This is a genomic window from Candidatus Brocadiia bacterium (assembly GCA_041658285.1).
Lineage (GTDB): Bacteria > Planctomycetota > MHYJ01 > JACQXL01 > JACQXL01 > JBBAAP01.
Map to the genome: position 1 here is coordinate 1 of JBBAAP010000009.1, position 13,197 is coordinate 13,197.

General features: G+C 48.9%; 11 protein-coding genes, 1 tRNA gene and 1 other RNA gene. 11 read left to right on the forward strand and 2 right to left on the reverse strand.

Annotated features, from left to right (window positions below):
- The 5 genes from WC980_08265 to WC980_08285 all read left to right on the forward strand — a co-directional run.
- Positions 1 to 1,037: hypothetical protein (locus WC980_08265; GenBank protein ID MFA5795039.1), on the forward strand; the 1,037-nt coding region annotated here is incomplete at its 5' end.
- 377 nt (positions 1,038 to 1,414) lie between these two features.
- Complete coding sequence (gene recR / locus WC980_08270; GenBank protein MFA5795040.1) at positions 1,415 to 2,053, forward strand: recombination mediator RecR; 639 nt, start codon at positions 1,415 to 1,417, stop codon at positions 2,051 to 2,053.
- A gap of 2 nt (positions 2,054 to 2,055) precedes the next feature.
- Complete coding sequence (gene rpoN, locus WC980_08275; protein MFA5795041.1) at positions 2,056 to 3,507, forward strand: RNA polymerase factor sigma-54; 1,452 nt, start codon at positions 2,056 to 2,058, stop codon at positions 3,505 to 3,507.
- A 65-nt stretch (positions 3,508 to 3,572) separates the two neighbouring features.
- Positions 3,573 to 4,595 carry a MoxR family ATPase gene (locus WC980_08280; GenBank protein MFA5795042.1) on the forward strand — a complete coding sequence of 341 codons (1,023 nt, stop codon included), beginning with the start codon at positions 3,573 to 3,575 and terminating at the stop codon, positions 4,593 to 4,595.
- A gap of 53 nt (positions 4,596 to 4,648) precedes the next feature.
- Positions 4,649 to 6,214: a hypothetical protein gene (locus WC980_08285; GenBank protein MFA5795043.1), complete on the forward strand. Its 1,566-nt coding sequence runs from the start codon at positions 4,649 to 4,651 to the stop codon at positions 6,212 to 6,214.
- Positions 6,215 to 6,255: 41 nt separating this feature from the next.
- On the opposite strand, the gene WC980_08290 is transcribed toward WC980_08285, so the two are convergent.
- Both WC980_08290 and WC980_08295 read right to left on the reverse strand, forming a co-directional pair.
- On the reverse strand, positions 6,256 to 6,510 hold the full coding sequence (locus tag WC980_08290; protein MFA5795044.1) for a GIY-YIG nuclease family protein: 255 nt from the start codon (positions 6,508 to 6,510) through the stop codon (positions 6,256 to 6,258).
- A gap of 227 nt (positions 6,511 to 6,737) precedes the next feature.
- Positions 6,738 to 6,821, reverse strand: a tRNA-Leu gene (locus WC980_08295).
- Positions 6,822 to 6,913: 92 nt separating this feature from the next.
- Here WC980_08295 and smpB point away from each other — a divergent pair.
- The 6 genes from smpB (at position 6,914) to WC980_08325 (ending at position 13,196) form a co-directional block, all read left to right on the forward strand.
- Positions 6,914 to 7,366 (forward strand): SsrA-binding protein SmpB, encoded by a 453-nt coding sequence (smpB, locus tag WC980_08300; GenBank protein ID MFA5795045.1) that lies wholly within the window; start codon positions 6,914 to 6,916, stop codon positions 7,364 to 7,366.
- Positions 7,367 to 7,432: 66 nt separating this feature from the next.
- Positions 7,433 to 7,790: a transfer-messenger RNA gene (gene ssrA / locus WC980_08305) on the forward strand.
- Positions 7,791 to 7,942: 152 nt separating this feature from the next.
- The gene (locus WC980_08310) at positions 7,943 to 10,063 is read left to right on the forward strand and encodes a HEAT repeat domain-containing protein (protein MFA5795046.1); all 2,121 of its coding nucleotides are present in this window, start codon (positions 7,943 to 7,945) and stop codon (positions 10,061 to 10,063) included.
- A gap of 2 nt (positions 10,064 to 10,065) precedes the next feature.
- Positions 10,066 to 10,578: a hypothetical protein gene (locus tag WC980_08315; GenBank protein MFA5795047.1), complete on the forward strand. Its 513-nt coding sequence runs from the start codon at positions 10,066 to 10,068 to the stop codon at positions 10,576 to 10,578.
- A 12-nt stretch (positions 10,579 to 10,590) separates the two neighbouring features.
- The gene (locus WC980_08320) at positions 10,591 to 11,601 is read left to right on the forward strand and encodes an extracellular solute-binding protein (protein ID MFA5795048.1); all 1,011 of its coding nucleotides are present in this window, start codon (positions 10,591 to 10,593) and stop codon (positions 11,599 to 11,601) included.
- 20 nt (positions 11,602 to 11,621) lie between these two features.
- The gene (locus WC980_08325; protein MFA5795049.1) at positions 11,622 to 13,196 is read left to right on the forward strand and encodes an iron ABC transporter permease; all 1,575 of its coding nucleotides are present in this window, start codon (positions 11,622 to 11,624) and stop codon (positions 13,194 to 13,196) included.
- Position 13,197 lies beyond the last annotated feature (1 nt).

Below are 13,197 nucleotides of genomic sequence, written 5' to 3' on the forward strand. Positions count from 1 at the left end.
TCGGCCCGTTGCAGGTTACCTCAGCCAAACTGCAGGACGGCGCGGTAGCCACCGAGAAACTGGCCGGGAGCGCGGTAACCGGCCCCAAGATTGCGTCAGGCGCAGTAGGCAGTTCCCAGTTGGCATCAAACGCCGTCACTACCGAGAAAATCGCCAATGGAGCAATCACTCAGGCTAAATTGTCCTTTACCCCGCCGTCTATCGCCCGGCCGATTACGCCCGGGGTTGCAATGGACGAGATAGCCGATGGTTCGGTGAGCGCCCCGAAGATTGTATCCGGCTCAATAACAGCGGCTAAACTGGCTACAGACTCGGTCGAGACCGCCAAGATAAAGGCTCAGGCCGTGACCGGAGCGAAAATAAAGGATTACGATATCGGCTATACCCAGATAGCATCCAACAGCATCAACCGGGAAAAGATTATCAACGGCGAGGTGCTGACGGAGAAAATTGCAGACGGAGCAGTAACGGAGGCAAAGATAGCAGTAGGCGCAGTATCGGCTGACCGCCTCGCAGGAGATGCAGTAACCGCTGATAAGATAGCAGGGAACGCAGTAACGCCGCCCAAGGTGGATGCGGTCAATGTGCCCGCTGACGGACAGGTTCTTTCATACGAAATTGCGTCAAGCCGGTTCAAATACATTACTCCGGGCGGTGCGGGCGGGATGCAACTAACTTTACTGCCCTCCCAGCCAATGGTATTCTCCGAGAACTCGATGACCGACATAGACCAACTCATAGACCTGTCGGCTTCGATTCCGGTAACGGCGCAGGCGGTGATTGTGGAAATGCAGTTAAACGCTATGTCCGTCCCGGTGGGTATGGAGCAGATACTGACGGTTTTTGGTAGGCGAGGAGGTTCTGATTATGGTTCTTCAACTATACATTTTATCTGGCAAAACCTGGCCAACCTAAACCAGAATATTTACAAGGAGTGCATCTTGGCAACTGATGCGCTTAGGCAAATCAAGGTGTTTATTATGAAGAATGGCCAGTTTTGCTCCACTAACGTTTGGCTCAAAGGTTACATCGAGTAATTTAGCCACAGAGGCACAGGGACCTTGATGACAGGGACTTGTAAGAGACTAAACTAATTTAATAAGAGTCTCTCTCTACGAACCCTGACGGGTTCCAGAGCAAGAACCCGGAACGGGTAAAAGTCACTGTTTAATTATTCTTTGCGTCCCCCGCCTGAATAACAGGCTTCAAGTGGTATTAGCCCAGTGCAAATATTATTAAACCTGTGATTTGCACTGGATAAGTACCACTACGTCGCTACGCTCCAAGTGGTACTAGCCCCGATACTTCGTATCGGGATAAGTACCAGTAACGTTATACCCTGATTCCATCAGGCTATAACTAACTGGTACTAAAAGATTTGACATTTTTACACTTCCAAGCTATGTTATGTTCAATGAACGTTAAGAACGATAGTCTTAACCGGCTTATCCAGGAGCTGGCCCGGTTCCCGGGCCTGGGCGAGAAGAGCGCCGAGCGACTGGCCATGCACCTCTTTAAAATGTCCGAACCGGACCGCAATAGTTTCGTCCAATCCATTCTGGCCATCAAGAACGTCCGCTATTGCCGCCAGTGTTTTAATTTCGTCACCACCAATAACGGCGTCCAGAACACCCTCTGCGATATCTGCTCTGACGCGCGCCGCGACCAGTCCATCGTCTGCGTGGTGGAAACGCACGATGATTTCCGGGGTATGGAAAAGACCGGCTCGTTCAACGGGGTCTATCATATCCTGCTGGGCCGAATCGCGCCGCTGGAGGACTGCGGGCCGGACCGGCTGACCATCGGGCAACTCCTGAACCGCATCCGCCAGAACGTCAACATCAAGGAGCTTATCCTGGGCACCAACCCGACTATGGAGGGCGATAACACGTCTTTATACATCAGGCAGGAACTGCCCAAGGCCTTGGCGCCGGGCAGGCAGTTAAAAATCACCCGGCTGGCACGGGGCATCCCGGCCGGAAGCACCATCGGCTACATCAATAAATCAACCCTGACCGATTCGCTTTCGGGACGGCAGGAATGTGATAAATAATTATGGCTGAACAGCATAAATTATCGATGGGTATGTCTCCGCGGCTGGAACAGCGGCTGAAACTGTCAGCCCTGCAAATCCAGGCGATGGAGATATTACAGCTCCAGCGGATGGAACTGCTCACCAAGATTAAAGAGGAGCTGGAATCCAACCCCACCCTGGAGGTGGCCGACGAGACTTCGGGCGAGGAGGTATCGGTCATCAAACCGGAAGCCACGGACGAGAATGCCGAGGTGCCTGAGGATAAAGGCGATACAGCCGTAGAGGAAAAAGAAGACATCGTCGAGAAGATAGACAATTCACGGGACGAGATGCCCACACCCAGTTACAAGCGTTACGACGTGGTCAACAAAAAGGACGAGGCCATCCAGAACACGCCGGCGCCGACGCTGACCCTGCAGGATTATATTTACCACCAGTTCATCGCCTTGAATATCACCGCCGAACAAAGGAATATCGGCGAGCAAATCATCTATAACATCGACAGCGAGGGATATCTTAAGACGCCGCTGGAAGAAATCGCCCAGACGGCCCAGGTCACTCCGGAACAGGTCAGGCAGGTGCTGGACTTGATACAGCACCTCGACCCGCCGGGCGTGGGCGCGACCTCACTGGAGGAATGCCTGCTGTTGCAGCTCGAGAACGACGACCCGGAACTGGAGCTCAAGAAAATAATAATCAGCCGGCATCTCAAGGACATCGAAGAAAACCGCATCCCCCAGATTGCCAAGAAGCTGAACCTGACCGTTGAGGAGCTGAACATTATCATCAAGGAAATAGAACACCTTAACCCGCATCCGGGCGCGGATTTCGACCCGGACAAGACGTCATACGTGGCACCGGACGTGACCATAAAAGAAATCGACGGGAATTACGAGATTATCCTGGAAAACGACTATATCCCCCGGATGCGCATCAGTAATTATTACCAGCAGATGGCCCAGGAGAACGTGGGTGGTAAAACGGCCAGGGAATTCCTGCGGAGCAAGATGGAATCGGCCAAGCGGCTGATTAATGCCATCGAACTCCGGCAACGGACGCTCAGACGCATCAGCCAGAACATCGTGGATGTCCAAACCGGTTTCCTGAAGGACGGTATCACCCAGTTGAAACCCCTAAAGATGAAGGAAGTAGCCAAAAAGCTGGGGCTTCATATCTCGACCATCAGCCGGGCTATTTCCAATAAATACATACAGACGCCCAACGGACTGTTCAAGATGAAGTTCTTTTTCACCTCGTGCACGGAGATGGCTTCGGGCGAACAGATGACCCAGCAGAACGTGCTCAACGCCATGAAGGTGATAGTCGAGCAGGAGGATAAGAAATCTCCGTTGCGAGACGCGCAGATTATGGATATGCTCAAGGCGCAGCAGTTCCCGGTTTGCCGGCGCACCGTGGCCAAGTACCGGATGATGCTCAAGATACCGCCGGTATCCAAGAGAAAGTCTTATTGATACCGGATAAATATTGATACTCCCCCGCTAAACGGGGACGAGTTCAACAGAACAGGATATAATGTATGCCGATTGAACAGGAAATCAACGGGTTCCGCCAGAAGATATCAGAGTTAAAGAAAGAAATCTCCGGCGTCATCGTCGGCCATAACCAGGTGGTCGAGCAGGTCATAATCTCGATACTGGCCGGCGGGCACTCGCTGATGGAAGGCGTGCCGGGCATCGGGAAGACGCTTCTGGTCAAGAGCATCAGCCAGTGCCTGAATCTGTCATTCTCGCGGATACAATTCACGCCGGACCTGATGCCGGGCGACATCACCGGCACCAATATCATCGCCGATGACCCGTCCGGTAAAAAGGTATTCCAATTCCAGCCCGGCCCGGTATTCCATAACATAATCCTGGCCGATGAAATCAACCGGGCCACGCCCAAAACCCAGTCGGCCCTGCTGGAATCGATGCAGGAAGCGACGGTAACGATTAACGGGGTAAAACACCAACTGCCCCGCCCGTTCCTGGTGCTGGCCACCCAGAACCCGATCGAGATGGAAGGAACTTACCCGCTGCCCGAAGCTCAGCTGGACAGGTTTTTCTTCAAGATTATGATGAAACTTCCGTCTCTGCCGGAGTTCAATGAAATCATCAACCGGACGACGGGCGAGTCCAAGACTATACTTAAACCGATGTTCAGCCCGGATGAAATAACCCGGGCCGGCCAACTGCTCCGGCAGGTGCCGATTGCGTCGCACCTAATCGAGTACACCAGCAAACTGGTTATGGCCACGCATCCACAGAATGAGTTCAGCCCGGCATCGGTCAGGAAATACGTGCGTTACGGGGCCAGCCCGCGCGGAGCCCAGGCCATCGTCCTGGCCGCCAAGGCCAACGCTATTATCCAGGGACGGCTCAACGTAGCCCAGGAAGACATTATTAATTCGGCCTTCCCGGCCCTCAGGCATAGGATGATTCTTAACCTCGAAGGCGAGACTTCGGGAGCGGCGCCGGACGATATCATCAGGGAAATCACCGAAAAGATACCCCGGGTGCCGGAACAAATATCTAAGATGTTTTCCTTGACAGAGCCTTGATTACTGTTAAGGTATGCCCGCATATTTAAAAACTTAATTTTAGGAGGCAGCGTATGAGCGATTTCGAAGAAAATAAGGACCAGAACCCTGAATCAGAAAACCAGGAACAGAATCCCGAAAGCGTGCCCGAAAACTCTTCCGAACAAACTCCGGCCGACGGCGAAGCCATAGCCGAATCCCAACCGGAACCAGACGCCGAGGCACCGGTTGAATCCGAACAGGAACCAAGCGCTGAAGCACCGGCAGAATCGCAACCGGAAGCAAGCACTGAAGCGCCGGCAGAATCCAAACCGGAATCAGGCGCTGAAACATCGGCCGAAGCCAAACCCGAAGCGATTGAAACCCAGGACGGACCGATTCCGCTTGAGGCAGCCAGAGCGAAAGGCAAGGAACCTCGCAATAAATTCCAACCGACCAATGCGCAGTCAAACTCGGCCGCAAGAAAGCTGACTTATATCGTCCTTTTCCAGGGACTGCTGCTGCTGGTCACGGTAGTTCTTGACGTTATGTTCTTCTTCAAATCAAACGATTTGCAGAAAGAAGTAGTTACTCGCGACACCAAGATAAAATCCGTCTCCAAAGAACGTGATGATTTACAAACCGACCTGAACAAAGCACGAGAAACTAACAAAAAACTCAACGAAGACATCAAGCGCCTGACCAACGACAAGGCCGGGCTGGAAGCCGAACTGGCCACGCTGTCCGAGATACGCAATAACCTGATCAAGGATAAATCCGACCTGAACAAACAGCTGGGCGACCTCCAATCAGAACATACCAAGAAACTCCAGGAACTGGCTGAGGTTTCCGCTACCCTTAAGAAACTCGAGGAAGATTACAAGACCGTGGTGGACGAAAAGGCGGCTAAAGAGAAGGAACTAGAAAAAGCCAATGCCAATTATACCGAACTTAAAAAGAAGTACGATGAAATATTTGCGGCTTATGAGATTGCCAAGAAATCACAAGCCATAAATCAGGAACAGTTCGCCACGGTATACGAAGCATACAAAGCCCCGGCCGGCAAGATGATAGACAGCCTGGCCGCGATTCAAACGACCCTGGAATCCGGCACTGATTTCCGTTCTTTCAACGAAACGTTAAAAATGCTGGAAATACCATATCAGGAACTGATTACGTCGCTCAATCAGACTTCGATTAATTTCACGTCGCTCAAGCTGATGAAGATGGCCTATGATAATTACCAAGAATCACTGGACCGCTGGAAGGCCCTGGCCCGCCTGAACCCGACCGGCAAGGCCGGCACCTGGGCGACCAAAACCATTAAGTTTGAGGACCCGATTGCCACGGCCGAAGACCGGCCCTGGGTTGACCACCTTCAATACATCTGGAAGCAGACTGCGTCATATATCAAGGCCTGCCGAATATTACTGACCACGCAGGACGGATTCCTGTATGACCAGTGCCCTGTCTGCGACGGCAAACATTCGGTACCCTGCATTAAGTGCGACACTACCGGCAAGTGCTTCAGCTGTAAAGGACAAGGTTTTACCGAATTAGCCGGAGTGGTTATCAAATGCGAGGTCTGCGAAGGCAGTACCAGATGCTCGCTCTGCGGCGGCGGCCAGAACATCGTTTGCCCGGTATGCCAGTTTAAATAAAATGGACTGCGCGGGTCAGTAATAATTTGGCTGGATAAACTTTAGCCGGACTGTCTTTTCCTCTTGATTAACAATTCCTTGTTTTTACGGGTTAGCTGTTTTACGGCTCGTTCGCGCTTGAAGGCGGTCGATTTATCCGGGAATGATTTCTTATAAACGAGTTTGACCGGTCTTCTTGACCGGGTATAGCGTGCGCCTTTACCGGCATTATGGGTGGCTACTCGCTTTGAAACGTTGTTGGTGATGCCGGTGTAAAGAGTGTCATCAACACATCTTACTATGTAAACATACCACATATTAGAAATGCACTAATCCCTTTTGCTAAGTTTACCCTGAGTATTTCCGAAGGGCTCAGGGATAAGGTGCCAGCACGTCCCGTTCACTTCGTTCAGGGATAAGTGTTACTAATTCGCTTCGCTCAAAGTAACACTAATGCGCTTCGCTCCAAGTGGCACTAACTCCGATGCCGCTTTGCCCATCGGAATAAGAAACTGTAACAGCCTTTGGCTTAACAGTTTCTAAATGCGGAAGGGGGGATTTGAACCCCCAAGCCCTAACGGGCATTAGGTCCTGAACCTAACGCGTCTGCCAGTTCCGCCACTCCCGCGCCGAAATTGAAGGTCGTTCATTTATCATTTACTCTTGACGTTGTCACTATTTTTAGTATATTTTTTAGGCGATAAGGAAATCAGTTATTATATGAATAGCCCAATTAAAATCATCCTCAAGAACAGAAAAGCGTATTTCAACTACGAAATAATAGATAAATACGAAGCCGGCCTGGTCCTGCTCGGAATGGAGGTTAAGTCGCTCCGGGACGGCAAGGCCAGCATCAACGAAGCGTTTGCCCGTCCGTCGGACGGCGAGTTGTTCATCTACCAAATGGACATCACGGCCTACTCCAGCGCCCGGACTGAGGGCTACCAGCCTAAACGGCCCAGAAAACTGCTGATGCACAAAAAGGAGATAGCCCGCTTAATCGGCCGGATAATGGAAAAAGGCTTGACTTTGGTGCCTTTGGCGCTATACTTTAAGAACGGAATCGCCAAGCTGGAACTCGGGCTGGCTCGGGGCAAGAAGCTGTACGATAAGCGCGAAGACATCAAGAAAAAGACCATTAATCGTGATATCCAGAAAGCGATGAAAAGATAGTATTAATGGAAAAGTTATAATTGGGAAAAACCCTCTCTGGCGATTTTTCCAAATACTTTTCCGTAAGGGGGTGAACAGGTTTCGACCGGGTTGTTTGTTGCAGTCGTTGCATACCGAGGTTGCCGGGAGGCCTCGTTAAAAACCTGGCAAAATAATGTAGGCGCTGAACCTGCATATAACCTGGCTGCTTAATGCGGCCACGCCGCTCTACCTTTGCCTGCGAGGGTAGAAACCGGCGTCAAAGTAGTAGGCTACGGTTTGAGCCGCGCCTGAAGGGCTCGGCCGGACATAAATACTTTGGGCTAACCTGGTATCAGCCGGTGTCAGGGCGGGCACCAGGCGACACTTAAATCAGACACTTTGTATGGAGATACGGCTGGGGCAACACCTTGGGACGGGGGTTCGATTCCCCCCGCCTCCACCACGTTTAACGGAGCAACCCCTCAGGGTTGAACCGATATTTATAATGCCAGTATTTATTTGACAATATTGTATTTTTTAGGTATATAACCTTTAAATTCACAAATACAATCCTACATTATGGAGGCATCGTTTGAAAAACAGCGATGGTACGTTATGAAAAAACTCATGCTGATGTCGGCACTGATAACCATTATTATTTTCAGCTACCCCGGGGAAAGCGAACCGCACGGCCCGGGCCCGTGGCTGTTGCCGCCGCAAGTCGACCCGCTTGACAAGCAATCGGAAGGCAAGCCCCAAGTACCGCCTCTTTCATCCGAAGGCATTGTCTATGATTTTATCGGAGGTTTGATTCCTCAAAATATCAAGAAGCCGCTAACCGGGGATAAAACCATTTCGGTAAACATTTATGACCCTAATAAAATAGGAATTGAACTCTTAAATACCTACTTTACGCCATTTGATCCATACCAGTTAACCAGTGTCAGCTCTTTGAACCTGCCGATCATAAATAAATCCGAGACTTTTAAACCATTGCTCAATCTCTATTTGAAGCAGCACATTATACTGACTATCTTACAAACGATGGTTTATGTCGAGGTCTGTCCCGAAGCACCGGCGGCTGAATACCTGATTGACCTTGGTCAGCCAAGCCTGGTCGGGTCTCAGACTGTGGCTAATATCACGCCGGGCGCGCTGGGTGCTAACTGGGTCAAGGATATGGAAGCCGGCAAGCGGGTCGGCGTGCAAATTCAGAAAGCCGTGGGCGAGGCGGCTCAGCAACCGCCGCCGAATGCTCCGGCCGGACAAAACCAGTTTGAAACCATGGTTCAACGGTTGATTGTTGACGAATTAGGCAAGAATTATTTCTTCCCGGGAGACCTTGATTTTGCGCCCTGCCTGAAGTCTCTGGGCGAAGAAATTATGCCTTACATTATCCAAGCCGCTAAAACCAGCCCGCATACGTTGGTAAAGCGTAATGCGGTTTGCTTGCTGGACCAGTATAATTCTGAAGATGCGGTCAAAGCCCTGCGGGATATCCTGCTGGATAAAGAAAACAAGGATAAAGTAATCCGCAACAGAGCGCTAAAGTCATTACTAATAAAAAGGGATAAGGAAATAATCCCCTTCTTAATAGAAGCTTTAAAGGACAAAGAAGATAAGTACTTTGGAACAATGGCGGCATATTCGCTTGGCCTGCTGGGTGATAAACAGGCTGTCAAACCGCTGATGGAATATGCTGAATCAGACCCGAATGACAGGGATGTGCTCTGGGCGGCTATCCCCGCGTTGGGCATGCTCGGCGACAATAGTGAAGAAATTAAAACATTCATAAAAAAATACGTGGAAAGAAAACTGCTTGTAACCAAAACATTGGCGTTGCTTTCCCTTTATGCGTTGGGCGATGACACCGCGGCCGAGCAACTGTCTTTGCAAGTTTCGGAAAACCCGGTCAGAAAAATAGAATACCCGGCGTTGTATTTTGCTGCCAAGACTTTAGGCAAAAGAGGCGAAAAGGATGTGCCCACACTGCTGGCATTGGTTAATAACCGCGGGCATGACCCGAGACTACGCTTTGCGGCAATGTGCCAGATTAAGTTTACCGACAAAAATACCAACGATTTAAAAGAACTGATTAATCAGCCTAAAACCCCCGAAATTATTAAGGCATATGCGTTATATCAGCTGCTCCTTTTAAGAGACAAGGATTTAATTGCTGATTGCGAAGGCGTGCTGAAAAATTCTTTCCTTGCAGCCGGGCGAAAAGGCATTAAGTTTAACGGCGAAGGCTTTGACGCGGTAATTGCCATACGGATTTTAGGACTCTATAAGGCTAACAAGGAAGCATTGCTCAGCGAATTGATATCTCAAACAACACAGGGTATTAAATCAAGGCCGTCGCGCGATAAAGATATGGGCTCATTGCTACCCAGACCGCCCATCCTGGAAACAGCTATACAAGAATTAAGCAAGATCAATTCCAAGGACTCGACCAAAATACTTTTAGACCTGCTAAAGCAAAGTGATTTTCCGTGCAGGAGCGCGGTAGCGTTAGCTTTAGGCGATATGGCTCAAGATAAGGCTATTACCAAAGCGTTAATAAGCGCGCTATCAGACAAGGATAGCTGGACCCGTTACAGAGCGTGCAATTCACTCAAGAAAATAACCGGGCAGGATTTTGGCGGTGAATGGGTCTATGATAATGACGCCACCCGTAAAGAGAATCTTGCCAAATGGGATAAGTGGTGGACCGAAACCGGCAGCAAGCAAAACTAGAAATGAATAAGTTCGCAAGAGTAGTAATACTCTTTATTCTGTTAGTCTTTGTGGGCTATCTAGCTTTCCTTAAAATCAACCCGCCCGTTGGCGTGGTCAAGAATCCAAACACACCGGATTCCATTGCCAGCGGAAGATACCATGAATTCCTTAAAGAATTCCTCAAATTAGATATAAGACTGGACAATAATACCGTCTGGATATCCTTGACCAATAATTCACCAGACCAGCTAATGCCTTCAGAAGAATCGCACCGGGCGATAGTTTGCATCACCGAGATAATGGATCAGGGTAATAAACAACTGGGGGTTTACAAAGAGTATTTCAAACGCTCCCCTGAAAACTCCCCTGTTCCCTCACAGCAGATACAACCCAAAACAACTGAAAAGTTCGGATATGATTTAGTCATTCCCCACGGCATAATAAAAGAGCAGATTATTTACGAGGATTTTTCAGCTGTCGGACAGTCTGACGGCGGTAAAGTCCTGATAGTAGAGAAAATAGTAGAGTTCTAAAAGGAGGTTTGCATGAAGAATATCCTTATCGCGACCGTAGCAATAATGGTTTTGTTAATCCCCGCCTGCGGTAAAACTCCGAACAACGAAGTTGTGATTTATAACGCCCTGGATGAAGTGTTTTCCGGACCGATCTTAAAGGATTTTGAAACAACTACCGGCATCAAAGTAAAAATGCTGACAGATACGGAAGCTGTCAAGACCGTAGGTTTGGTTACCCGCCTGATTGAGGAAAAAGACAATCCCCAAGCTGATGTTTTTTGGAATAACGAAATCGGCTGGACCCTGGTAATGAAACAAAAAGGCATGTTTGAATCTTATCAGGCTGAGTCGGCACGTAATATACCAGATACTTATAAAGACAAGAACGGATTCTGGACCGGATTTGCAGCCAGAGCCCGGGTAATTCTTTATAACACCAGCCTGGTACAAGAAAATGAGGTGCCGCAATCTATTTTGGATTTTACCAAGCCGATATACAAAGGACGGGTAGCTATCGCCCGCCCGGTTGTCGGGACCATGGCAACTCATGCCGCAGCTCTTTTTGTAAATCTAGGCGAAGCTGAGACGAAGAAGTTTTTTATAGAGCTCAAAGCTAACGACTGCAAAATAGTGGCTGGTAATATGATGGCCGCCAAGATGGTAGCTAACGGTGAAATTGCTATTTGCCTGACTGACACGGACGACGCCAACGGAATGATGCTTGATAATAAACCGGTAAAGATGGTTTATCCGGACCAATCCGGCATGGGTGCGCTGGTATTGCCCAACAGCATTGCCCTGATAAAAGGCGGGCCTAACCAAGAAAACGGCAAAAAACTAATCGAATATATTCTCAAAGCTGAAACCGAGCAGAAACTAGCCAAATTGCCTTCGGCCCAGATGCCGCTAAGAGCTGAGCTGGCATCTTACAGTCCGATGTTTAATCTGGCCAGCATAAAAATCATGGCCATAGATTATAATAAACTGGCCGATTGGCTTGAGTCCTCCAAAAAATTCATTTACGATGAATTCCTTAAATAGCGGTATCCAGTTTAACTCTGATGAATTCATTTACTAAATTAGCAGTCATCATTTGCGTACTGGTCTTGCTCCTGCCTGTTTTTTACATGCTGGCCTCTTCTTTTGGGGGAATAGATATTCCTTTCATCACTGAAGTAATATCAAATAACCGGCATTGGATTCTTTTGGGCAATACGGCTTTCATCGCTTTCTTCACCACACTGGCCAGCATGCTAATCGGTGTTACCATAGCCGTCATCATTTCCAGGTTCAAAATACCCTTGGCCCGGACAATGGAATACCTGTTGATTTTACCGATACTGATTCCATCATATTTTATGGCTATCTCCTGGGTTTACCTGATAGGCGTAAACGGCCTGATAACAAACTATCTCAAGAATATCTTCGAGACGCCATGGATGCCGTTTTCAATATACGGGAAATTAGGCGCTGTTTTTATCTTAACCTTAAGTTATTTCCCCCTGGTGGCGCTGATGACCCTGTCCGGGTTGCGGAATATTGATTTCAGCCTGGAAAAAACTGCCTGGCTGACTGCCTCACGCTGGCGAGCATTTTTCAGAGTTACTTTACCGTTGGTTATGCCGTATATAATCGGAAGCGGCATACTGGTTTTCATACTGGCGGTAAATAACTTTGATGTCCCGGCCATTCTTCTGACCGATGTTTTCCCGCTGGAGATATTTTACCAATTCAGCGTCTTTTTCCGAACTGACCGGGCGATGATGTTCGCCCTGCCGTTGGCGGCTGCCAGCATCGGCGCAATCCTGCTTTGGTATGCCGTTTTTAAAAGACGCCCTCTTTTTACCGTCGGAACCGGATGGAAACAACCGGCAAAAATAGAGCTTGGGACACTGGCTAAGCTTGTGGCTTCAGGCTTTATTGTTTTAATGCTGATTATGGCTGTTTTCCTGCCTCTGGCCGGATTAATCAGCAATCTGGATTCATTCAACACTATAATAACGACACTCCAGCTGGTAAGCGACCAATTGCTGAACAGCCTGACAGCCGCGGCCATTGCCACACTGGCCGCTCTGGCTATCGGAATTACGGCGGCTTATATAATGGAACAACCAGGCAGTAAAATAAAATGGTTCCTTATTATCCTGATGGCATTGCCACTGGTCATGCCCGGCTCGGCGTTGGGAATCGGCTTGATAAAAATGTATAACACCGGCGCGCTGATGTTTATCTATAAATCCATCTGGATAATCATCCTTGGCCTGACCGCGCGATACATGATAATCCCCACCCTGATACTGAACAGCTCAGTAAAAATGATTGACCCGTCGCTGGAAAACGCAGCCAGGGTTTCCGGCGCCCCCTGGCACCGGATTTGGCTAAAAATAATGATACCTCTGAATAAAAAAGCCATAATCATATCAACCATAATATACTTCATTCTGGCGCTTAATGAACTGTCAGTGACCATTCTTGTAGCTCCGCCCGGTTTCAATACGCTTTCCATCCGGATTTATTCCTTATACCATTTTAACAAGAATGCGGAAGTTTCGGCCATGTGCCTGATTATGGCATTTATCGTGATTTTATTGTATGCCGTGCTGGCTTCTGTAATATTCAAGGATAAGAATGAATAAT

Excerpts from the sequence above, each read along its gene's own strand:
- recR (MFA5795040.1), top strand. The coding sequence starts at position 1,415 with ATGAACGTTAAGAACGATAGTCTTAACCGGCTTATCCAGGAGCTGGCC.
- rpoN (MFA5795041.1), top strand. The coding sequence starts at position 2,056 with ATGGCTGAACAGCATAAATTATCGATGGGTATGTCTCCGCGGCTGGAA.
- WC980_08280 (MFA5795042.1), top strand. The coding sequence starts at position 3,573 with ATGCCGATTGAACAGGAAATCAACGGGTTCCGCCAGAAGATATCAGAG.
- WC980_08285 (MFA5795043.1), top strand. The coding sequence starts at position 4,649 with ATGAGCGATTTCGAAGAAAATAAGGACCAGAACCCTGAATCAGAAAAC.
- WC980_08290 (MFA5795044.1), bottom strand. The coding sequence starts at position 6,510 with ATGTGGTATGTTTACATAGTAAGATGTGTTGATGACACTCTTTACACC.
- smpB (MFA5795045.1), top strand. The coding sequence starts at position 6,914 with ATGAATAGCCCAATTAAAATCATCCTCAAGAACAGAAAAGCGTATTTC.
- WC980_08310 (MFA5795046.1), top strand. The coding sequence starts at position 7,943 with ATGAAAAAACTCATGCTGATGTCGGCACTGATAACCATTATTATTTTC.
- WC980_08315 (MFA5795047.1), top strand. The coding sequence starts at position 10,066 with ATGAATAAGTTCGCAAGAGTAGTAATACTCTTTATTCTGTTAGTCTTT.
- WC980_08320 (MFA5795048.1), top strand. The coding sequence starts at position 10,591 with ATGAAGAATATCCTTATCGCGACCGTAGCAATAATGGTTTTGTTAATC.
- WC980_08325 (MFA5795049.1), top strand. The coding sequence starts at position 11,622 with ATGAATTCATTTACTAAATTAGCAGTCATCATTTGCGTACTGGTCTTG.